Source organism: Micromonospora sp. NPDC047467 (genome assembly GCF_040643095.1).
In the GTDB taxonomy this organism is placed as follows: domain Bacteria; phylum Actinomycetota; class Actinomycetes; order Mycobacteriales; family Micromonosporaceae; genus Micromonospora.
This window is the reverse complement of sequence record NZ_JBEYTO010000004.1, coordinates 176,294-198,064: the sequence shown is the minus strand read 5'-3', so window position 1 is coordinate 198,064 and position 21,771 is coordinate 176,294. Positions and strand designations below refer to the sequence as shown.

Below are 21,771 nucleotides of genomic sequence, written 5' to 3'. Positions count from 1 at the left end.
GTGTAGCCGCATCTCGGCCCACCCGCCGGGCGGCTCGGCCGAGAGGAACTCCGGCTGGATCACGCCAGGCGCAGGGCGGCCACGGCGTCGGCGAGGGTGGCCGCTCGGGCCAGCGGTAACGGTCCGTCCCTTTGGCCGAGGTGCAGTTGGCACCCGCCGCGCGTGAAGCGGGCGGTGACGAGTTGGCCGGCGTAGTGACGTCCGAGTCGGCTGAGCAGAGCCGTCGGGTCGGCGACGACCGGCGGCACGGAGAGCCCAGGCGCGGGCACCGGCTGCTCCGGGTCCCGGGGTACGACGGCGAGCAGGGCGTTGTCCAGGTGTTCGAGGCAGTCGGCGACGGCAGCCTGGAGGGACCTCGACAGCACCGGAGCCGGTTCGATGGGTGCGTCAGGGTGGACGACCTGCACCCGCCACCGCTCGCCGTGTACGAGCAGCGGGTCGGCCGCGTTGAGCCGGTAGTCGCAGACGGTGACCGCCAGAGCCACATCGAGCCCGAGGGCGAGCCTGATCAGGTCGACCAGCGGCGGGGCGTCGGGCACCTGGGCCAGCACGATCAGCCGGGCACCGGGGCGTCCCCGTGCGGCCGAGGAGACGTAGTGGCGGGCCGGTTCCACGTCCGGACCATCGACGGTGACGGTTCCGTCGCACAGGTCCTGGCCCACGCCGTGGCCGGGCGCGTCGTCGAGGTGGGTGAGGTCCTGCGGGCGTACCCCGAGGTTCGCCGCGAGGCGCGCGGCCCGGTAGTGGTCGCGGAGCTGATAAACGGGCTTGCCGCCGGGTTGGGTGGCGACCAGCGTCGCCGGCTCGCCGGCTGACGGGCGCCACAGCGTGTGCGTGGCGCGGGTCAGGTCGGTGACCGTGACGGTCAGCGCGAAGTAGATCCGGCGGCTGTCCCGGCAGGTGTGGCAGGCCAGCGCCGAGGGTGCCATCCCCGCGCCGCCGCAGCGGGGGCAGTCCGGGTCCGCGGTCGGGCGGCCAAGCCGGCAGTGACAGCGCCGTAGCCGGCTGTCCGGGCGGCAGTCGCGGCAGGCCCGCCAGTCGACCGGCTCTCCCCACCAGGTCGGGTCGGGTGGCTCCCCGGCCCGCAGCAGCGTGGTGACCCGGCGTCGGACGACCTGACCGGTGGCGCGCTCGTGCAGCACCTCGACGCCGCCGCCGGGATGTAGCTGGGTGTGCCACCACCGGCGATTCCGCCAGATCGCCTGCGCGCCGGGCGCACCGGTGGCGAGGTCCGCGACGACCCGGCGTTCGACCAGGTCAAGGTCGATCGCCACCGGCACGGTCGGTTCGTCGGAGGCCAACCGCACGGTGTACGCGGGCGCGCTGAGCCCTCGGACGTCGAGCCCGTACATCGCCTCGGCGACTGTGGCGGCGGCGACGGCGGTGCGCAGGTCGTCGCCCCTGAGCTGGGCCTGGGCCGGCACCTCCCCGCCGGGCATCTCGTAGCGGACGTCCCAGGCAACCTCGCCGTCGCACCGCCGAGCCTCGACCACCAGATCCAGGTGCAGCAGGTCGGCCAGCGCACAGAGCCGACTCAGGCGCTGACCCGGATCCGGGGGCGGCGGGTTCTCGCTGGACCGGCCGAGCAGGACCCACCACGGGTCGTAGTCCTGACCGGCGAGCACCTCGGCCTCGATGGCGTGCCGTTCGGCGGCGGGCAGGTCGGGCTGCCACCGCCGAGGCAGCCAGAGTGCCGGGTACGGCGGTGCACCGTCGAGCCGCCAGTGCTCGCGCAGACCGTGGACGCCCGCGGCGTCGGCCAACTCCCGCAGGATCGGTGCCAGCGGCACCTGCCATCCGCCGCCCGGATCGGGCTCGGGCGCGAGGCGGCCTGGCCGGAGCTGCCGGGATGCGGCAAGCCCGGTGTCGAGGTTGACGACGGTCAGCACCAGCTCCGCCCGCCGTCGACCGTTGCGCGCACAGGGCCGGCAGGGCACCGCGACGCTACCGTCGCCGCGACAGAGCTGGCAGTCGGCGTAGGGCTGATCCGTCCCGGCGTCCCACTCGACGATCAGCCGGTCGCCACCGCTTGTGCACTGGCACCGCCGCACCTGGAAGGCGAGCCCGGCACAGTCTGGGCAGGTGATCACGGGTACGCCGCTCATCGCGGTCGCACCGCCCGCCGGGAGCAGGCACCGTCGTGGTCGGGGCGGAGCTGGCAGCGTCGGCCACCAGGCAGGACCCGGTCGCAAAAGGCCCAGTGGCGTACGTTCTGGTCGTCCTCGGCCGAGACGGTGGTGCCGCCCGGTTCGAGCTGCGGGAGGACGTGCGCCCAGTGCGCCACCACCCGGGCGAGCCGCTGCGCGGAGGACAGGTCACCCGCGACTGCGGGCAGGTGGATGACCCAACGTTCGCTCATTGGCCCTGGCTCCGCTCGTTGCGGGCGCGGGCCTGCACCGACTGCCAGTGGCGCAACGCGTCCTTGATCCGCTCGGTTTCGCGGCGACTCTGGGCCAGTGCGTCGTAGACGATCGCCAGGTCATCGGCGACCCGGTCGAGGAATTCCCGTACCTCACCGGGCTCGAAGCCGCGCCGGCCGAGCGGGGTCGGACGGAACCGCCGCTCGCGCACCTGCCACGGCCGCAGCGGATGGTAGACCGCCGACCGGTAGCTGGTCGGCCCGTGGGCCGATCGTTGCCGACGCCGGACACGCCGAAAGAAGACGCGCATACGTGGACCTGCCTCTCACCGTCGAGATTGACCTGTGAACGAGTGGGCCCGCCGGCCCGCCCCGCGCTGGCGGACCCACCCCGGCACCTGCCACCGCAGCTCTCATCAGCGGTACGACAGCAGGGCAGTCATGGTCACTGAGCTGCACGAACTCCACAGTGGCCGCAGAGGCAGTTAAACAGCGACAAGGCGCAATTGCAACATCGCAATCAGGATGTCTCCCTTACAAGATTACTAAGCGAATGCACTGCCTGTAGCGTGTCTATTGATTGTGAGACGTTAGGGCGCTTCAATTGGCCAGACGGTCGTCTACGGACCGCAATCGAGGAGGGGAACACAGTGTCACAGTCAGTAACCGGCTCGACCATGTTGCGCCGACAGATCGGGCGCAAGCTGGAGGCGTTGCGCAAAGCGGCCGGGCTGACGATGGAGCAGGCTGCCGAGCAACTGGACCGCGCACGAGCGACGCTGCACCGGATCGAGAGCGGCGCCGAGCACGTCCGTTTCCGGCAGGCCGATGTGCAGCAGATGCTCAACCTCTACGGCGCGTCCCCCGAAGACTCCGAGCTACTACTTGCCATGACAGCGGCCACTCGGGAGAACAAGAACTGGTGGCACGACTACATTGGCTCCGGCCTGCCGCGCTGGTTCCAGCTCTACATCGGCCTTGAGGCCGGAGCATCCAGAATCCGCCAGTACGAGGCGGAACTCGTTCCTGGCCTGTTCCAGACGCGTGCCTACGCCGAGCGCGTCTTTCAGATACCCGGCGGCTCGATCGACGCCGCGAACACCGCCGAGCAACAACGCGCCGTTCAGCTCCGGGTTGAGCGACAGTCGCTTCTAACCCGGTTCTCCGCGCCGCAACTCAGCGTGATAATCAACGAGGCTGTACTGCGTCGCCCGGTCGGCAACGCCACGATCATGAATGAGCAACTCCATCAGATCCTGAAGGCTGCGGAGCTACCGAACGTAACCGTCCAGGTGCTGAATTTCTCTGCCGGGCTGCATGCCGGGGCGATGGCAGGAGCCTTCTCGATCCTGGAGTTTCCTCAGGTCGGCAACGGCCGAGAAGCGGAACCACCCGTGACCTATCTGGAGGCCGCAACCGGCGCGATCTACCTCGACAAGCCACACGAGACCAATGCCTACAACAGCATCTGGGCCGACATGACGGCCCGCGCCCTCAACGAGTCCCGTTCCAAGAGCCTGATCCACGAAGTCGCAGAGGAGTACTCCCGTGCCTGACCTGACCGGTGCCATCTGGCGCAAGTCGAGCCGAAGCAACAACGGCGGCAACTGTGTCGAGGTCGCCGACAACCTGCCCGGCGTCGTCGGGCTGCGCGACAGCAAGGACCCGACCGGCCCGGTGCTGACGTTCGGCCCGGCCGCATGGACGGCGCTCGTCCGAGCCGCAAAGGCGGGCGCTATCAGTCAATGATGGTTGGCCGCGCGGCCTCCGATGGCTCGGAGGCCGCGCACGCCGCCGGATCCGAGGGCTCGACGGCGTTCACTGCGACGGCAACAATCGGGCCATGGAGCTCAACGGACGACGCAACGGCGAGCGACGCAGGAAACAGGCGAAGGATGCCCAAGCTGTGCAGGTCCAGCTCGAAAATCGCTGGCCGCCGGGTGGGACGCTCGGCATCGTGACCACCGGAGGTCGTACCTTCCATCGAGATACCGCCTGTCCTGGCTACCGCCAGGGCGTCCGCCAGGCAGAGAAAAAGGGCCGCAGGATCAACAAGGTGGAGTGCGTGAGCGCCGCTTCCGCTCGTGACCGGGGCAAAGGTGCGTGCCGCCGCTGCTGGCCGCGAAATTGACCCACCCGTTGCGCCTCGGGTGGCCCGGATCCGGAACCCGGCTGGATCAGCGGAGTCGTCCGCCTGCGGAGCCTCAACCCTCAGCCCGCGCCGCGATTGCCAGGAAGCTGTCCAGCATGGCAGAGGAATCTCGGCCCGATCGGTCGGCTTCTCGACCGAACCTGCCCTGCCGCGCCGAGACATGCGCCAGTATCGTCCGGCCATGGCCCGCAAACACGAGTTCACCGGGGATCAGGTCGATGCGGCGATCGACTTCGTGATCAGTAACGGTGCCGAGGACCGTGGGCAGACGGTCGCCTACGCACGGGTCTTCCAGGCCGCCGGATTGCCGAACCCGCAGAATCTGCACGAAGGCGGCGAGTCGCACCTGGTCACGGAGTTCATGGCGGCCTTTCACCACCGTTGCCGGGAGCGCCAGTTACCACCTCTGGATTCCCTCGTGGTCCACGTCGGCGGCCCTCGCGCCGGCTTCCCCGGTGCTGGCTACTTCGGCGTCAACCGCAAGCCCGACCCACGAAATGAGCGAGCCACACCCGAGGCGGTGATCGCCAGCACCATGTTCTGGCAAACGCAGTGCGACGAGTGCAAGCGCTGGGGCGTTAAGAGCCGTCGCGGCCAACTCTAGGGTTCGCTGGCCTCACCCATCGCCTGCGTGAGCGTGCGACCAGGTTGGCTGTCGAGGCCGCCGGGATCCGGCGTCCGTGATCGGAGCGATCCGGCGGATCGCTGATCAGTTGGGGATTCGGGCGATGCTTGTAGACAGTCACGCCGATCGCCGGGCACCCGTTCCGCGAAACGGGTGCCCGGTAACCCTGTTCAGTGACCTACCACGGTCATTTTCTACCTTCGGAAATACAACAGCGGCGGCTGTCTGGATCTCGCGCAGCATCTACCGACGACGCTTGGTCTCCAGCGGCCACTCCAGGCTGACCGACACGTCGCGCCCCTGCTTGTCGTAGTACGCCTGAAGGTCGCGCTTCTGCTCGGCGTACCAAGTGACCTGCGCTCGGTGGAGGTCGTCGGGTCGCATCAGGGCGATCCGCTCGTGGCGGGCTGCGATCGACACGGCCATTCCGGCCGCCGCCTTGGCGTCGCTCACCGCGTCGTGGGCGGTGGCGAGCTCGACCTCGTAGAACCCGCAGAGGTCGCCGAGCTGCCGCCGATTGGTCCACCTGGGCTCGACCTCCGCATGCAGGATCGACGGGTCGACGATGATGGCACGTTCCCACTCCACGGCCGGCAGGCCGTGCCGGGCCAGCTCGGTGTGGAGCGCCGTGACGTCGTAGTGGGCGCAGAAGGCAACGAGCGGCGTGCTGTCCGCGATCAGCTTGGCGATCTCGATACCCAGTTCGGCCAGCGCCTCCCGGGGTGACGCTCCGGCGTCACGCACCATTTCGTCGGTGATGCCGTGGATCGCGGTCGCGCCGGCCGGAATCGGCACCCCCGGATCGATCAGCCAGGTCCTGGCCGTGCCATCGGCGTACACGAGCGCCGCGGTGACAATCCGGGTGTCCTGCGGTTCAGGGTCGGTGCCCTCAATGTCGAAGCCGACTACCGGCATGTCGTGCCACCCACGGTGGTTTCTCACCGGCGGCGCGGTTTGGACCGGCGCGCAGGCATCGTGGAACGAGCTCCAGCCGCCGCCGATCCTGAGGGCCTGCCCTGCTCCGGCTGCCACCCGCTGCCCGCACTTGCCACAGCGTCCGGCGAACTTGTTGATCACGTTGAGGGGTCTCCCGGCGGTCTCGTCGCGCGACCTCCCGCATGAATCAGGCGAGAAGGCTTCGCGTTGATCAGTACGCCTGAAGATCTTGGCTGACCGATCTTGCATACGTGACCCCGCAGGTGCCGACGATCGGTCCAGATCATTGACCTTTACGGACGGTGGCTCCACGCGCCCAGCCAGCCGGCCTCGCCACTCCGGGCCTCACGACCTACCCCTGGTCGATAGCGGCTCTCCTTCGGCCCGGCTACCGCCAGCAGGCCGTCGACATCAGGTTTGTCGTGTCGACCGGCGGCAGGCCGTCATCGAGACCGCGTAGCCGCTCGTAGACATCGCGCATCGCGGCCTTGTCCGGGATGTGTTCGCTGCCCGCCGCGCGTTCCAGGACCGTCAGCGTGCTCACCAGTCTGATCGTCCCCACCGTGCGGCCTTGAGCCCGAAGTCGTTGCAGTCGACCTACTTCAGCGGTGGCCAGGCGCGCTCCCGCCCCATCATCAATGAGCACGGTCGTCGACTCACCGGCTTCGGCAGCGACAACAGCGTGCGCCACCACCATCACCTCACCCAGATCCGTCGACTGTCTCAGCCGCTCGCGCATGGGTTGCCGGGTGATCCTGTGAACCACTGCAGCGAGCTCGGGTGTCTCGTCGTCGGAAAGGATCTGCAGCCAGCGCGGTGCCAGCTTTCGCCACACTGTGGCGGCGGGTCGGAAACGCGGGTCGTCGCGAGACTTGCGCATCACCTCGGCCTGGACCGTCTCCGGGGCGCTGAGCGGGCCGAGAACGCCGATGAGAAGCCGCTCACGGTTTATCGAGAGGAAGTTCAGGCTGGGCCCGGCGTCGATGATCGGCCGTTGGTTCACGGGATGTCTGCCTCGATGCCTCGATCCGGCGGGTTGTCTGGCTCGCTCAGATCCGCGTCCAGCGCGGCCATGTCGATCGGAACCCCAGGCAGCTCAGCGGCATCGAGCCAGGCGATCGGGCGATCAACGGGCACGACGCCCGCGTCCCGCAACTCGGCTTCAGCGGCCTCCGCGGCAATGCCTCGCAGGTTGGCGATGGCCTGCACGGGGAGCACACCTTCGACATAGCCCTTGGTCGCGCGGGCGAGCAGGCGTTGCGGCGCCCGCCGCTTGTCGGAGTCGGCTTGCAGCGCCTGGTATTGGTCGATCCACCCGAAACGTACGGCAAGCTGGGGCGCGGAGAGCGCCATCCACTCCGTCTTGGTGGCGGCATCGATGTAGCCACCCTGGTGCAGCGCGATGGCTGCGACGGCGGGCGAGACCAGGAACCGCTGGACGACGACGGAGAGGACGGATCGAGTCGTTGGCTGTTCCCGTTCGTCGAGGAAGTCGCGCAGGCCCTCCATGGGAAGCAGCAGGTGCCGAGCGAAGGCGTCAGCTCGAATCTCAGCAGGGGACCGAGCACTCAGGTCGCCGGCGTCGGCGTCCGCCCAGTCGCCGAACTGCACGTGGCCGAGCTCATGGGCAAGCGTGCTGCGTTGCCGCATAGGGCGGCGGGAGCGGGCGACGCCGACGAACATCATGTTGCGCTTCGGGTCTCGCATTGTCAGGCCGTGCTCGTCCGGTCCCGCGTCGAGCACGGCCACGTCAATCCCGATCGCCTGCTCGATGATCGCGATGAGGTCACCCAGCGGCTGCACACCCAAGCGGTGTTCTTTGCGGAAGCGGGCGGCAGCGGCACACCCTTCAACTTCAGCGTTCACGGTCAACCACCAAGGTCAGATCGTTGCCGGGATGGCCTGCTCATCGAGGTAGTCGTCCAGTTCCAGGAAATGCAGAAGCGCCCGACGCATCTCATCCATTCCGGAACCGTTGGTGGCCCGAGCCGCATACTGGGCGCGGTCGGCCACCGTCTGCGCCCCGGTGAGCTGGGCGACGGTATGCCCCGTCGCCCAGGCGATCGCCACGATCTCCGGCATCTTCGCCGCCCGGTCGCCAGAAATGATGCGCGACAGCGTGGCCTGGGAGATGCCCGTCCGCTCGGCAAGGGCCCGCTGACTAAGGTCGGCAGCCGTCCTGGCACGCTCAATCGATAGACCTACATCGACCTTGGCCATGATCTACTCCCCAAACTGAATCATGATCACGTCGTTTGATTCAGTCTACACACCGCCCGCGTGCGCCCACCATCTTCGACAGGATTGGATTGACGTCCTGCCGACACTGCCCACGGTCAGGGCAGGGGTCAGACTGCCGGGTAGCCACTCCTGCATCCTCACTCTCGGAGCAGCTCCGGCACGCCCCGCAGCAGCGCCAACGCCGAGCGGTCGGAGCTGAGCTGGGCCAGCTCCGCGTTGATGAAGTCGGTGAAAAACTCGGCCGGCGATCCGGGGAACCCAAGCTCGTAACCCGAGTGCCACTGGTGCAGCCACGGCTCGATCTCGACCAGCCCGGCGAGCAGCGGCAGCAGCCGGTGCGCCGGCCACGCCTCCTGCGTCTTGCGGTCGAGGTAGACGGTGGCGAGCGCCTGCGCCTGCTTGAGGTGGTCCCAGCCGGCCCAGCCGAGCAGCTCACTACCGTCGTTGTCCCGCCCCGCCTGCGGGTACGAGATGAACCGCTCCTTCGGCACATCCAGCTTGCCGCGCGCCCTCCAGTAGGACGGCCGCGCAAAATCCGCCGAGGCGTACTTCGGCGGCACCGGGATCTCGACCTTCTCCCCCGCGTCCTCCTGACGTTGCAACGCCCAGGTCCGCTCCCACTGCGCACGCTTGCGCAGCCCGGCCGGCTTGTAGCGCTGCGCCGGCAGGTACGGCACGTGCTCGTCGGCGAGCAACTGCCCCAGCGTGCGAGTCAGGTCGTAGCTGTCGTGCCCGACCCACAGGTCCAGCACCGTCCGGAACTCCTGATCGCCACCGACCCGGTCAGCGAGCTGCGCCACCGACAGTGGCGTCGGCTGCCCCGCCCACAGCTCCGCAGACTCCAACCGGTCGAGCAGCCAGTCCCGCAGCGCGACCGACTGCATCTTCTCCCACCCGTCGGTGGACCAGCGCCGCTTGCACTCCGGCCGCTCGATCAGCCCAATGTGCCGGTTGGACTCGATGGTGGCGATCCGCCGCTCCACCAGCGACCGATACTCCGCCGGCCAGTGCGGCTGCGGCCGGTCGATCGGCTTCGACCCGTGCCGGTTGAACCACTCGGTCTGCGCCCCGCTGGTGTGCAGCACGATCTCGAAGGCCCGCTCCCCCAACGCCAGCTCCGGCGGGGCGGCGCAGGTCAGATCCTCGTCGATCAGCCCGTAGAGCCGGTAGACCTCCCAGTCCAACTCCTCCTGCAACGCGATCATCCGCGCCCGCACCGAGTAGTGCTCCACCTCAGCCTCCGCGAGCCGCTGCCGGGTCGGCACCCCCGAGGCGGCAACCGCCGCCGGGGTCAAGCTAGCGAGCCGCTGCGCCAGCCCATCAAGTTCCCGCGCCCGCCCCAACGGGTACGCCGAAGGCAGCGGAAACTCCTGCAATCTAGTCCCGTTGAATTGATAGAAGGAGTACCAAGGCTCCGGACTCCACCGATTTCCGCCACCACTCGAATTGTCAGCACCCGTCTTCGCATGACTCACCTGCTTCAGCCAGAAACAGGCAGTCGAGCTATTCAGCAGGCCGAGCAGATTCAGATGACCATCTTCGCCTGCACTCTCGGATAGCTTAATCACCGGCGTCGAATCCTTGAATACTTTGCCTCCGCGATCAAATACAAAATGATTATGGGTGGTGATTGCGGCGAAAGCGATTGAGAGCGGAACCCGATAGCGTTTCTTGAAGAACATCGAATACTCAAACCAGCGAAGCCCACGTTGGATCTGGGTACTACCATAGGCGACCCTCTGGGCAAGAACCGAACGCATCGGCCAAAGCGCGGCCTCGACAGTCGCCTCACCCGCAGCTTCCAGGGTCTGCTCGTCATAAGGCCAAACAGAAATTGTCGGAGATGTGATTGTCCAATCCCGCGCAGCGTCTCCCTCCACAATCGCCCGACGGAAGCGCTCTGGCACCCGGCGGCGGCGCAAGTAGCCGTCACCAACCATATAGACACCGTCCTCGCGCGTGACAGCACCGAACCCGATTTCTTCCACTTTTGATTCGAGCCGCATCGCTCCGGATTCGCGCAGCGCCTTCATGAGGTCAGCAGCACCGCCGCCCGAGAGGCTCCAGGGATGCTTTGTCAGTTGGTCGCGGGCGAGGTCGGTTACGCTAACCCAATCTGATTCGGAGCCATGGCTGTCTACTTGGTTGACGATCGCCGTCCAGACTCGACCCTCACCTGGGTTTTCGGCGACAGACGGCTCGCCTCGCAGGCCAAGAACGGCGCGTAGCGTTGCTTTGCGGCGGCGATTGTTGGCACGTCCGACCAAGATGACGGTCGGGACGCCGTGTCCGGGAATATACGCGCCGGAGGTATCGACTACCTCGGTCAACTCGACCTCGTGGGCGAAGTAGTTTTCAATTAGCTTTTTGCCGAACTCGCGCTTCATAAAGGCGTTACCTGTGATTTGACCTACGCGCCCGGCCCCCTCACCATGCTCATCAGAGCGCTTAGCGAGGTCGAAAAAGCGCTTGGCGAACGGCACGGTCAACGCATACTGCCGGTGGCATACGGTCGGGTAGATGCTGCGGTAGAGCTGGTTGCGGGCGCTGTCAGAAACGGTGATGTAGGGCGGGTTGCCGACCACCACCGTGTACAGGTTTTCGGCCAGGTAGTCCTTCAGCAGATCGGCGTCTTCACTCTCGTACGCGAAGACGGCCTTGCCTTCCATCTCGGCGAGCAGGTCGCCCTGCGCCCGGGAGCTGAACGCCCCCCACGGCAGCAGCGAGTCGCCGGTGGCCACCCGGATCGGCAAGGCTGGTGTCCGTTCCAGCTTGGTCAGGCCGCAGACCTTCATCACGGCGATCAGCAGGCGGAAGCGCGCGATCGCCACCGCGAAGCCGTTGATATCGACGCCGGTCACCTGGCCGAGCGCCCGATCGGCGAGCACCCTGACGTCGGTGGCCGGCTCCCGGTCCCGCCACTTGTCCACCAGCCGGTGGAACGCGCCGAGCAGGAAGTGGCCCGAGCCGCAGGTTGGGTCGATGACGCTGGTCGCGGCGAGGCCGAACTCCTTGACCGCCGGCTCGAAGGTGCGGTCGAGGATGAACTCCTCCACGAACTCCGGGGTCTGCAACAGCGCGTACGTCTTCTTCGCGTGCGCCGACATGTCCTGGTAGAGGTCGCCCAGGAAGCGGGTGTTCAGGTCGTCGCGGCGCAGCGACTCCCGGCCGGGCCCGCGCCGGAAGAAGTCGCTCAGCTCCTCGGCGGCCGGCCCGGAGATGTCGAAGCGCCACAGCGGGTTGTGCTGGTCGAAGATCTTGCCGGTGGCCTTCAGTTCGGCCAGGTAGCCGAACGCCTCCCGCAGCCAGTGCCGGTCGTTGTTCCGGGGGTTGGCGATCAGGTACGCCTGTCGGTGCTGCACGGCACGCTCGGCCGGCGCAGCCGGGTCAGCTCCGCCGATCCAGAGCTTCTCGACCAGCCCGTTGTCCTCGCAGAACCGGACGAACACGCAGCCGAGCACCCAGGCCACCGCCGCCTGGTCGAGCACATCATCAAGCCAGGTCTCGAAGCTGCCGCCGACCCGCTGGGCGGCGTGCGCCTGGTCGTACTCCTGGCGCAGTTCCGCGCGTAGCCCGTGCGCCTCCGCGACCTGCGTGCGCAGGTCCTCCACCAGGGTCTTGACCTGCGCTTGCAATGCCCTCAGCTCGATCACCGCTAGATCCTAAGGTCTGTCCCTCCGGCTGCCACTACTCCGAATCGTCATCGGCCACGACATCACGGGTTCTTCCGCGCCACAGGGACGTTCGGGGCGTCAGCGCCCGTCGACTATCGGCTCGTTGGTAGGGGCGTGCTGACGTGGCAGCGCCACCGACCCGGGGTCCGACCCGCGCAGCTTCCGCCAGAGGAACTCCAGCGTCAGCGCCCAGACGAAGGACCGCTGTTCGTTGTTCGCCGCCGCACCATGCCCACCTTCGACGCTCTCGTAGTAGGACACCTCGTGGCCATGCTCGCGCAGCCGGGCCGCCATCTTGCGGGCGTGACCGGGGTGCACCCGGTCATCGCGGGTGGAGGTGGTGAGCAGGACCGGCGGGTACGACGAGTCGCCATTGGTGTTGTGATACGGCGAATATTCGCGCAGGTACGCCCAGTCCGCCTCTCGATCCGGGTCACCGTACTCGGCCATCCACGACGCGCCGGCCAGCAGCCGGTGGTATCGCCGCATGTCCAGCAGCGGCACCTGCGCGACGACCGCTCCGAAGAGTGCCGGGTAACGGGTCAGCATCACGCCCATCAGCAGGCCGCCGTTGCTGCCGCCCTCGATGCCGAGCTGCGCCGGTGTGGTGATGCCGCGCGTCACCAGGTCGGCCGCCACGGCCGCGAAGTCCTCGAACGCCCTGGGCCGGTTCTCCCGCAGCGCGGCCCGGTGCCACTCCGGGCCGTACTCCCCGCCACCCCGAATGTTCGCCACCGCGTACGTGCCGCCCCTGGCCAGCCACCCCCGCCCGATCACGCCGTCGTACCCCGGGACCAGGGATTGCTCATACCCGCCGTACCCGGTGAGCAGCGTCGGGCCGCCGGGCGCGTCCGGGTCGCCCACGACGAAGTACGGCACCCGCGTGCCATCTGCCGAGGTGGCGAAGAACTGACGCACGGTCAGGCCCGCCGCGTCGAACATGGCCGGTTCCCGCTTGAGGACCTCGACCGTTCCGCCGATCTGCCCGAGCCGCAACGTCGCCGGTCGCAGGAACCCTTCCGAGGCGAGCAGGTAGTCGTCGCTGTGGTCCGGGTCGGTCGCCACGATGTGGCTGTGGTCGACCTCCGGCACTCCCGCGAGCGGTTCCCGCTGCCAGCCGGTCTCGCCGGGCGTCAGCACCTCCAACCGGCTCTTCACATCGGCAAGGGTGCCCAGGATCAGGTGGTTACGAGTCCAGTAGTGGTAGCTCAGCGCCGTGCGACCATCCGGCCGGAACAGCACCGCCATGTCCCGGCCACCGGCCAGGAACGCGTCGAACCGGGTCGCCAGCAGGGCGCCAGCCGGGTGCGTCACTCCCCCAACCGCCCACGGCGACCGCAGTCGAATCAACAACCAATCCCGGTGTACGTCCCACCGCGCGTCCTCCGGCACGGCGATCCGGGTCAACTCGCCCGCCTCCGTCAGCAGGTAGTTCTCGCGGCGGTAGAAGTCCAGGAAGCGGCCCACGAAGTCGCGCTCGTACCCGGGTGTCGGGTCGTGCGAGGCGTACACGGCGATGTCGTCTGCCCGCGCCTCGTGGACAACGGTGGCCTCGGCCAACAGGCTGCCGCGCCGCCACCGCTTCACCACCCGGGCATAGCCGGAGGTGGTCAGGGAGCCAGGCCCGAAGTCGGTGGCGACGTAGATGGTGTCGACATCGATCCAACAGACGCCGCTCTTCGCCTCGGGAAGCGTGAATCCGTCCACGACGAAAGCACGGCTCCCGAGGTCGAACTCGCGCACCACGACCGCGTCCGCACCACCCCGGGACAGGCTGATCAGGGCGCGATCGTAACCGGGCCGCAGCACCGCCACGTCGCTCCAGACCCAGTTCTCGCCCTCCTCGGCTGCCAACGCGTCGACGTCGAGCAGCACGTCCCACTCCGGCTCAGGGCGGCGGTACTGGTCGAGGGTCGTCCGCCGCCAGAGCCCACGAGGATGCGTCCCGTCGCGCCAAAAGTTGTAGTAGAAGCCGTCCCCGAGCCAGCCCGGATAGGGAATCTGCTCCTCGTCGTCGTACACCTGCCGGATCTCGGCCCGCACACCCGCGAACGCCGCACCGTGGGTCAATGCGGCAACGACCTCCGCGTTGCGGTTCCAGACCCACCTGGCAGCGTCCGCGCCGTCAAGTTCCTCCAGCCAGAGGTACGGGTCATCGCCCTCGTCGGTCAGCCTCGCCACCCTCGCAACTATCCCGACGGGTGAGCCGCGTCCATATTCAGATGTCGGCATGGCGACACCGTCGCCGGTGCCGCTCACTCCAACAGGCTCTTGATGTCGGCGGCGGTGAACTGCGCGGAGGCGAACTCGCCGCCGTCCAGGACGCTGCTGAAGAGTTCCGCCTTCCGCGCCTGCAACGCCATCACCTTCTCCTCGATGGTGTCCTTGGCGACCAGCCGATACACCATGACGTTGCGGGTCTGGCCGATGCGGTGCGTCCGGTCGACCGCCTGGTTTTCCGCAGCCGGGTTCCACCACGGGTCGAGCAGCAGACAGTAGTCGGCCTCGGTGAGGTTGAGGCCGAAGCCGCCGGCCTTGAGGCTGATCAGGAAAACCTGGCTGTCGCCGCTCTTGAAACCGTCGATGACGGCAGCCCGGTCCCGGGTGGACCCGTCCAGGTAGCTACAGGTGATCCCGGCCGCCTCAAGGCGTTGGCGGGCCGCACCGAGGAAGCGGGTGAACTGGCTGAACACCAGACTCCGGTGCCCCTCCGCGACCAGGTTGCTGACCCGTTCGGTGAGCACGTCCAGCTTCGTCGCCGGCACATTCTGGTGCTTCGGGTCGACCAGCGCCACGTCGAGGCTCGCCTGCCGGAGCAGCGTCAACGACCGGAAGATCTCGAACCGGTTCTTCTCCAGGTCGCCGAGGAGACCGAGGACCTTCTGCCGCTCCCGCTGCAGGTACGCCTGATAGATCCGACGGTGCCGGCGGTCCAGCTCCACCTCGACGACCTGCTCCTGTTTGGCCGGCAGGTCGGCCGCAACGTCCGCCTTGCGTCGGCGCAACATCAACGGCCGGATCCGGCGACGCAACTGGGCGAGCCGCTCCGCGTCCCGCTCCTTCTCGATCGGGGTTCGGTAGTACTCGGTGAACCGGTCGGCGCGCGGCAGCAACCCGGGTGCGGTGATCGAACAGAGCGCCCAGAGCTCCCCGAGGTGGTTCTCCATCGGCGTGCCCGTGATCGCCAGCTTGAACGGGGTCGGCAGCAGCTTCGCGCAGCGGTGCGCCTGGGACTGCGAATTCTTGACGAACTGCGCCTCGTCGAGGATCAGCCCGGCCCACTCGATGGCGCGATAGTCGTCGTACTCCAGCCGGAACAGCGTGTACGAGGTGACCACGACGTTCGCGCCGGCCACCGTCTCGGCCAGGGGTGCACCGCGCCGTGCCGCGGTCTGCGTGACCGCCCGGACGTCCAACTCCGGAGTGAAACGGCCCGCCTCAGCCACCCAGTTGGGGACGACGCTGGCCGGGGCGACCACCAGGAACGGCGCCTCGGCGCGCGCGTGGCAGATCAGCGCCAGCGTCTGCAGGGTCTTGCCGAGCCCCATGTCGTCGGCGAGGACGCCACCGAGCCCGTGGTCGTGCAGGGTGGCCAGCCAACGGAAACCATCCTGCTGGTACGGGCGAAGCTGCGCTCGTACCCCGGATGGGATCTGCTGCTCGGCGGAGTGCTCCGCCTCGCTGAGCGCGCGTACCGACCGCTGCCAGGCCGCGGCCTGGCCGGTGACCTCACCCAGCTCGGCCAGTTCGTCCCAGAGCCCCGCCTGGAACCGGCCGACCCGCAACACCCCGGGCGGCGCGTCGGCGAGTGCCCGGGACTCGGCGATCAGCTCCCGCAGCTGCTGGAACTCCGGTCGTTCGAGCGCGAAGTAGGTGCCGCTGGGCAGGATGAGGTACTGCTGCTCCTGCGCCAACGCCGCGAAGAGCTCGACGAAGTCGACCTGCTCCCCACCGACGGTGACCCGCACCGACAGGTCGAACCAGTCGTGCTCGCCGGGCGCACCGCCGTCGGCGAAGGTGATGGTGGGCGCGGCGTACGTCTCTTGATAGTCGTCGAGCGCCCCATCCGACGGAGTGACCAGCTCGACACCGTCGAGCTCGGCCAGTCGCGGCAGGACGTCACTGACGAACCGGATCAGGGCATCGCCGGCGAGGCTCACCGAGGCGGCGAGCCGGGGCCCGGCCGACGACGGCTCCAGGAGCTCGGGTACCGGCTTGGCGACCAGGTCGGCGACCCGCCGCAGCAGCTCCGCACGACGCTCGTCCGCTTCGGCGGCCATCCCGTCCCGCAGCGGCTCGGGGTGGCGCTGGCCACCGACGACCCGATGCCACTCCCAGCCCACCCGGAGACGGTGGTCGGGCTCGGGGCTCACCGTCGCGGTCAGCGTGACCGGCCCGACCGTCGGAAGCTGGACAGCCGGATCGGCGGCGAACACGTCCACCTGGCGGAGCAGCTCCGGGTAGAAGCGGTCGAAGAACTGCTGCTCGTCGGCTGCCGGAACCCGGATCGCCGGCCCGGCGAGCGCCCGCACCATCCCCGGCAGCAGCGTCCCGGCCAGCGGCGCCAACCAGAGTGCCGGTACGCCGGATCGGGCGTCAGGCCCGCCCAGCTCCCCCAACCCGGCGAGGCCGTGCGCCGGTTCACCGATCAGGAGTACGCGCGACACGGGGATCGGCGCGCCACCGGCCGACAATGTCGGCGCCAGCACCAGCTCCCCATCGAGTCGACCGACCTGCACCGAGAGCCGTGCCGGACGGCCCAGCACGACCGGCCCGGCGCGCTTGCCGGCCTGCACCAGTGGCAGCCCGGCTTCGTCGGCCTCAGCCAGCAGGTCCCAGATTCGCCGGCTGGCGAACTCGTGTAGCGCGACCGCACGCCGATTGCTGTCGTAGTAGTGGTCGAGGGGGTCGGTGTCCGCACGCGACAGTCGGGCGATCTCGACGAGCAGTCGGCGGTGCCGCTCGGTCCGCGTCGACCGATCGAAATAGGTGTAGCTCAGCGTCGACCAGCTGATCCCGGAACGTACCCAGCCGGTGCGGCCCGGCACCACCGGCCGCAGGTCGACCTGAAAACCCGCCGCAGCGTCCGGGCCCTGAGAGACGACCTCGAACTGTAGGCCGAGCCCAGGCGGCTCCGACTCCGGCACAACCGGCGGCGGGGCGACGTCCCGGACCAACGCGGAGACCGCCCGCTCCCAGCTCGTCGTGGGCCGCGCCGGGCGGGGTCTCCGGGGCTCGGCCTCAGCGAGCATCGCAAGCACCAGCGCGGGAGGGTGGGCACAGCCGGCCTGCCCGCACGTACACGAACCATCGAGCGCCTCGATCATGCCGTCGGCGCCCAGCCGCACCGTGGCCACCACCCGGCCGGTTGCGCTGCCGTCGACCCGACCATGCCCCTGCCCGGTCTCCGGATCCCACGTCACGTCCAGCAGCTTCCCGCGTTCGAGCAGCTGGCGCGCGCGCACGAAAATCCGGGAGCCGACCAGCTCATAGAGCGCGGCCTCGGCCGGCGTCAACACGAGCTTCGCCATAATTCAATCCCTTCGCTGGCTCACCGCTTCCGGCGCCCAGCAACGAAGATGCCATCCGAGGGGCGAAGCGTCACCGCTCCGGGCGTCTCCCTCTCAACTCGTCGGCGATACCGCCCGGCCCGACGACTCGATCCAATCGTCGGCGAGCCACAGCGACTGGCTGGCCGGCGAGGTCAGCGGCAACTGCGTCCCGTCCAGCACCGCCGGGTCAGGTCGACGGGCGGGCACCAGCAGCAGCCGGGCCGCCGGTCGAGGTCTGGTCGGGTCGGCCAACTCCTGGAGCAGCCCGAGCTGCCCGTAGCGGGCCAACGGCGCCGCCTCGGTGATCAACACCGGCCGGTCGGCGGCGGCGATCGCTTCGTTGAGCGCCGGCACGACCTGGTGCCGCACCAGATCCACGAGGCTGCGGAAGTCGGCATCCAGGGGTGAGCCGTTGTCGGCCGCCACGATCGCCTCCCAGGGGAAGCCCAGCGTGCGCAGCCGGTCCAGCAGGATCGCGGTGACGTCCACCTCGATCAATGGCAGCCGGGCCAGCAGCGCCCGCCGGGCCGGGACGAGTCTGCGCAGCGGTGCCAGCACCGCCAGGAAAGCTCGCCGATCGATGGCCGCGGCGAGCTTGTCGCCCACCTCGTCGGCGGCGGTCAGCCCGAGCAACGGCGCATGGGTGGTGGCCAGGCGGGTGCCGGTCACCGACGCTGGCGTGCTCACCGGCCCGTACACCCGCTCCTGTGAATGCCAGGTCAGCGGCACCTCGGCCGCCGCGAGCAGGTCGGTCAGGGCCGGCCGCTCCGGGACGCGCTCCGCCCGGGGGAACCGGCTGTGCACCCGGTCACGAATCTGCTGCGGCCCCAGCCGCTGGCCGATCAGGCCACCGACCGACAACCGCAGCGCGCGCTCCGCCGACATGCCCACCGGATAGAGCTGCCCCTGCGCGTTGACGTCGACCCGATCGCTGCTTCCGACGGCGGCGAGTTGCAACAGCCGCAGGTCGGCTACCGCCGGCATGCCAGCCGGCAAGGGCAGCCTGCGCAGCTCCTCGACAGCGCGCTGCCGGGTCGGCAGCGGGTCGGCGAGAGCCAGCTCGACGGCCCGACTGCCCAGCTCCACCACGTACCCGAGGAAGTCCGCGGCGGTGACGTCCGACGCCGGGTCGTCCGGCTCCCGACCGACCAGGATGGTGTTGGAGGTACGGAACCGCTGGATGGCCAACCGGGCGTCCCCGCCGGTGCTCAGCTCAGCCTCGACGGCGGCGCGGACCAGCCCGACCGCCTGCGGCAACCGCTTCGGCGCCGCAGTGTAGGAGCCGCGTGCAGCGATCAACGACTGCGCCAACTCCTCGGCGGACATCACGGCACCGCGGGCGTCGAGCAACGCCACGAGCTCGTTGCGAACCGCCTCCAGTGCCGGGTTGGCCAGCCAGGTCCGGGCTTGTGCGCTCAACAGCTTGGAGATCTGCGGTTGACTCCGACCGGTGGCCCGGGCGGCCTCGCTCTGGGCCGGCCAGCACAGGAATGTGCCGTCATCCGCGGGTGCCTGCCCGAGCAGCACGGCCAAGGTCCGGTGATTGCGCGACGTGGTGGCTGGCAGCAGGGTCGCGCAGAGCGACTCCACGCCCTGCGCCAGCGGCTGCTCGTCGGTGGGAGTCGGCTCGCTGTCGCCGGGCAGCACCGCTAGCAACGCCCGCCCGACGGCGAGGATCTCCTTGCGGGTGGCGTCCGGCACCCCCTTGGCCCTGGTCAACGCCGAAGGCTCGGCGCTCAGCAGGTCACCGACGGTGTGCATGCCGAGCCGCTCCAGCGCCGAGCGGGCTCGCGCGGTCAGCTCGGTCACCTCCAGCGGCGACTCACGGGTCAGGCCCACGACCGCCGGCACCGGCCCGACCGGCGTCACGGCCGGTTGCGGGACCTGTTGGAAGATGGCCCGCCACGTATCGGTCATCTCGTCGACCGTGTCGAACCGAGCGGCTGCGTCCCTGGCCAGCGCCCGGCCGAAGAACTCCACCAGCCGGTCGGCGACCGCCGGGTCAAACGCCGCCGGGTCGAGGGCCACCTCGTCGCTGACCACCGCCGGGTTGGCGTTGTCGCCCCACCGAGGCAGGGTGCCCGTCGCCATCTCGTAGAGGACGACAGCCGCCGCGAACCGCTCCGCCGCCGCGTCGTAGCGCAGTCGGCGCGGCGGGCCCAGGAACGGGTCGAGGTAGCCGACCGTGCCCGCGCCGATCTGGTCGGCCGGGATCGACGACAGCGAGAAGTCGAAGACGCAGAGGTGTGGCTGCTTGTCCTTCGGGCGGGGCCGGGCCGCCAGGTTCGCAGGCTTCAGGTCGCGGTGCCAGACACCCTGCCCGTCGAGGTAATTGACGATGTCGAGGAGATCCCGCCCGTACCGCTCCAGCAGGTCCAGCGCCAACCGGCCACCACGCAACTCCTCGGCGAGGGTGCGCGACCCGGCGCTCTCCATCAGCAGGGCGGTCCGGCCGCCAACCCGCACCGGACCCTGGACCAACGCGGCCACCTGCGGATGCTTCAACTTCGTGAGGGTGTGCGCCTCCGCGGTCAGCCGTTCCTCGTGCTGCTCGTCCCGGGCCACCTTCAACACCAGATCGCGGGACTCGTCCTGCCGGGTCACCAACAGGGCGACGGCGGTGGCGCCGGAGCCGAGCCGGTCCTTCACCTCCAGGCCACCGTCGAGCTGGTCCCCCCGGTGGGCCGAGAGCGGGTCCGTCACCGGCTCCGGCTCCGGTGCGGTCAGCTCGTCCCAGACCTCTTCCAGGTCCCTGCGGAAGCGGGAAACGCTGGCCAGCCGGTGCGCCGGGTCACCTCGGGTCGCGTCGTAGACCAGGGTGACGAGCCTGTCCGGCATCCCATCGACGGCGGCATCGAGGTGCAACCCGCCGTCTCGGACCGCGTTGATCAACTCCTCCGGTGTGGCAGCCGGCGCCGCCCCAGCGAAGATCCGGTACGCCAACGCGCCGAGCGCGAACACGTCAAGCTGATGGCCCGGCCGCCGGGTGGCGTTCTCCGCCTCCGGCGCCTGGTAACGACGAACCTCGTCGTCGAAGAACAACTCCAGACTGGCCGGATCGCTCGACGGGCCCAGCCGGGTCAGCTGAGTGGTGCCGGCCAGCCGACCGCCGGTCTGCCAATCGGTGACCACCAGGGTCGGACGCGACCCGTCCGGGTCACCGACATAGATCGCCCGGGGCGAGAGCGCCCGGTGAGCCAGCCGGCGGGAGTGCGCATAGTCGATGATCTCGACGAGATCCTGCACCAACTGCAAGCGCTGGGCCAGCGTCAACGCGTCACCGCGCCTGAGCAACCACTGGTCGAGGCGTACCCAGTCCTGCTGGTGGTCGAAGACGACCGCAGGGCCCCACGAATGCTCGACCAGGTCGTGAGCGCGGGCCACCCCCGGATGGTGGATGCCCTGCAAGAGGCGGAACTCCCGCTCCGCCGCCTTACGGATCGTCGGCACCTCGTGCTCGGCAGCCCGGCTGGTCAGGTAGAACCGCACCCGACGCACCAGCGAGGTGTCCAGCGCGTGCCCGGCGAGAAAGTCCTGCCAACCGAGGCCCTCCGCGAAGGGCTTCGGATGCAGCAGCAGTTGGCCGACCTTGCGGTCCGCCACCGACGGCCGGATCTTTGCCCCGCGTACCAGCTCGACGATCTCCCGACCACGCGCCTCGTCCACCAGATGGTCCGGGTTACGGGGCAGGGCCAGCAGCAGCTTCTTCAGACCGGGCAGGCCCGAGTCATGCTCCTCCAGCCCGTAGATGTGCTGGCTGCCGATCGCATCGAGGTCGGCTCGCATCGCTTTCGCGTGGAGAAACACGGCGGCCCCGACATAGGGCGTCTCGCGCTGCCGTCCGTGCTGCTTGGCGTAATAGCGGATCAGGCTGGCCAGCCGCTTCGCCTTTCGGTTGGCCAGGATGTACGGGTTGTCCTCCGGGATCAGCCGGGAGTTCGGTGCCCGGCGCACCCACTGGGTGCCGTCACCGCGGATCTCACCCTGCCAGTGCTTCAGCTCCAGAACGTAGAGCCCGCTGGGCGCGAGCACCAGAGCGTCGACCTCGTTGATCGAGCCGTCGGCGCCGACGAACTCGACATTCGTCCACACGTGGTACGGGTCGGTGTCGGGCAGGTAGCCGGCCAACTCACGCAGCCCGTCCTGCTCCCAGACGTACGAGCTGGAGTTGATCTGCTCCCAGCGCGGTGAATCCTCCCGCATCCGCCGACCCTTCCGCCCTGGCCGTCCAT

At 69.0% G+C, this 21,771-nt stretch carries 15 protein-coding genes; 4 read left to right on the top strand and 11 right to left on the bottom strand.

The window, feature by feature from the left end; genetic code table 11:
* Positions 1-59: 59 nt before the first annotated feature.
* The 3 genes from ABZ780_RS13465 to ABZ780_RS13455 are packed head-to-tail and all read right to left on the bottom strand — an operon-like array spanning position 60 to position 2,670.
* A complete protein-coding gene (locus ABZ780_RS13465; protein ID WP_357486057.1) occupies positions 60-2,105 on the bottom strand; it encodes a hypothetical protein in 2,046 nt (681 codons plus the stop codon).
* Positions 2,102-2,359, bottom strand: a complete 258-nt coding sequence (locus tag ABZ780_RS13460; RefSeq protein ID WP_357486056.1) for a hypothetical protein — start codon at positions 2,357-2,359, stop codon at positions 2,102-2,104. Before ABZ780_RS13460 ends, ABZ780_RS13465 begins: the two co-directional genes overlap by 4 nt.
* Positions 2,356-2,670, bottom strand: coding sequence for a DivIVA domain-containing protein (locus tag ABZ780_RS13455; RefSeq protein WP_357486054.1), 315 nt, complete (start codon positions 2,668-2,670; stop codon positions 2,356-2,358). The genes ABZ780_RS13460 and ABZ780_RS13455 overlap by 4 nt, the downstream gene beginning before the upstream one ends.
* A gap of 366 nt (positions 2,671-3,036) precedes the next feature.
* On the opposite strand from ABZ780_RS13455, the gene ABZ780_RS13450 reads away from it, so the two are divergent.
* From ABZ780_RS13450 to ABZ780_RS13435, 4 genes are all read left to right on the top strand, one after another.
* The gene (locus tag ABZ780_RS13450) at positions 3,037-3,915 is read left to right on the top strand and encodes a helix-turn-helix transcriptional regulator (protein WP_357486397.1); all 879 of its coding nucleotides are present in this window, start codon (positions 3,037-3,039) and stop codon (positions 3,913-3,915) included.
* On the top strand, positions 3,908-4,108 hold the full coding sequence (locus ABZ780_RS13445; protein ID WP_357486053.1) for a DUF397 domain-containing protein: 201 nt from the start codon (positions 3,908-3,910) through the stop codon (positions 4,106-4,108). Before ABZ780_RS13450 ends, ABZ780_RS13445 begins: the two co-directional genes overlap by 8 nt.
* Positions 4,109-4,202: 94 nt before the next feature.
* Positions 4,203-4,490, top strand: a complete 288-nt coding sequence (locus ABZ780_RS13440; RefSeq protein ID WP_357486051.1) for a hypothetical protein — start codon at positions 4,203-4,205, stop codon at positions 4,488-4,490.
* A 202-nt stretch (positions 4,491-4,692) separates the two neighbouring features.
* The gene (locus ABZ780_RS13435; protein ID WP_357486049.1) at positions 4,693-5,115 is read left to right on the top strand and encodes a hypothetical protein; all 423 of its coding nucleotides are present in this window, start codon (positions 4,693-4,695) and stop codon (positions 5,113-5,115) included.
* 264 nt (positions 5,116-5,379) lie between these two features.
* Here the strand turns inward: ABZ780_RS13435 and ABZ780_RS13430 are convergent, their stop codons facing one another.
* The 8 genes from ABZ780_RS13430 to pglW form a co-directional block, all read right to left on the bottom strand.
* Positions 5,380-6,384 carry an exonuclease domain-containing protein gene (locus ABZ780_RS13430; protein WP_357486048.1) on the bottom strand — a complete coding sequence of 335 codons (1,005 nt, stop codon included), beginning with the start codon at positions 6,382-6,384 and terminating at the stop codon, positions 5,380-5,382.
* Between the two features lie 76 nt (positions 6,385-6,460).
* Positions 6,461-7,075, bottom strand: coding sequence for a hypothetical protein (locus ABZ780_RS13425; protein ID WP_357486046.1), 615 nt, complete (start codon positions 7,073-7,075; stop codon positions 6,461-6,463).
* Positions 7,072-7,938: an ImmA/IrrE family metallo-endopeptidase gene (locus ABZ780_RS13420; protein ID WP_357486044.1), complete on the bottom strand. Its 867-nt coding sequence runs from the start codon at positions 7,936-7,938 to the stop codon at positions 7,072-7,074. Before ABZ780_RS13420 ends, ABZ780_RS13425 begins: the two co-directional genes overlap by 4 nt.
* 15 nt (positions 7,939-7,953) lie before the next feature.
* The gene (locus ABZ780_RS13415; protein ID WP_357486042.1) at positions 7,954-8,292 is read right to left on the bottom strand and encodes a helix-turn-helix transcriptional regulator; all 339 of its coding nucleotides are present in this window, start codon (positions 8,290-8,292) and stop codon (positions 7,954-7,956) included.
* Positions 8,293-8,450: 158 nt separating this feature from the next.
* Positions 8,451-11,966: a BREX-2 system adenine-specific DNA-methyltransferase PglX gene (gene pglX / locus ABZ780_RS13410; protein ID WP_357486040.1), complete on the bottom strand. Its 3,516-nt coding sequence runs from the start codon at positions 11,964-11,966 to the stop codon at positions 8,451-8,453.
* Between the two features lie 99 nt (positions 11,967-12,065).
* Entirely contained in the window at positions 12,066-14,168 is a 2,103-nt protein-coding gene (locus ABZ780_RS13405; protein ID WP_357486038.1) for a prolyl oligopeptidase family serine peptidase, read from the bottom strand.
* A gap of 74 nt (positions 14,169-14,242) precedes the next feature.
* Positions 14,243-17,518 (bottom strand): DEAD/DEAH box helicase, encoded by a 3,276-nt coding sequence (locus ABZ780_RS13400; protein ID WP_357486037.1) that lies wholly within the window; start codon positions 17,516-17,518, stop codon positions 14,243-14,245.
* 93 nt (positions 17,519-17,611) lie between these two features.
* Positions 17,612-21,742 (bottom strand): BREX system serine/threonine kinase PglW, encoded by a 4,131-nt coding sequence (gene pglW / locus ABZ780_RS13395; protein WP_357486035.1) that lies wholly within the window; start codon positions 21,740-21,742, stop codon positions 17,612-17,614.
* Positions 21,743-21,771 lie beyond the last annotated feature (29 nt).

Coding starts and splice junctions, on each gene's coding strand:
- ABZ780_RS13465 (WP_357486057.1), bottom strand. CDS start 2,105: ATGAGCGGCGTACCCGTGATCACCTGCCCAGACTGTGCCGGGCTCGCC.
- ABZ780_RS13460 (WP_357486056.1), bottom strand. CDS start 2,359: ATGAGCGAACGTTGGGTCATCCACCTGCCCGCAGTCGCGGGTGACCTG.
- ABZ780_RS13455 (WP_357486054.1), bottom strand. CDS start 2,670: ATGCGCGTCTTCTTTCGGCGTGTCCGGCGTCGGCAACGATCGGCCCAC.
- ABZ780_RS13450 (WP_357486397.1), top strand. CDS start 3,037: ATGTTGCGCCGACAGATCGGGCGCAAGCTGGAGGCGTTGCGCAAAGCG.
- ABZ780_RS13440 (WP_357486051.1), top strand. CDS start 4,203: ATGGAGCTCAACGGACGACGCAACGGCGAGCGACGCAGGAAACAGGCG.
- ABZ780_RS13435 (WP_357486049.1), top strand. CDS start 4,693: ATGGCCCGCAAACACGAGTTCACCGGGGATCAGGTCGATGCGGCGATC.
- ABZ780_RS13415 (WP_357486042.1), bottom strand. CDS start 8,292: ATGGCCAAGGTCGATGTAGGTCTATCGATTGAGCGTGCCAGGACGGCT.
- ABZ780_RS13400 (WP_357486037.1), bottom strand. CDS start 17,518: ATGGCGAAGCTCGTGTTGACGCCGGCCGAGGCCGCGCTCTATGAGCTG.
- pglW (WP_357486035.1), bottom strand. CDS start 21,742: ATGCGGGAGGATTCACCGCGCTGGGAGCAGATCAACTCCAGCTCGTAC.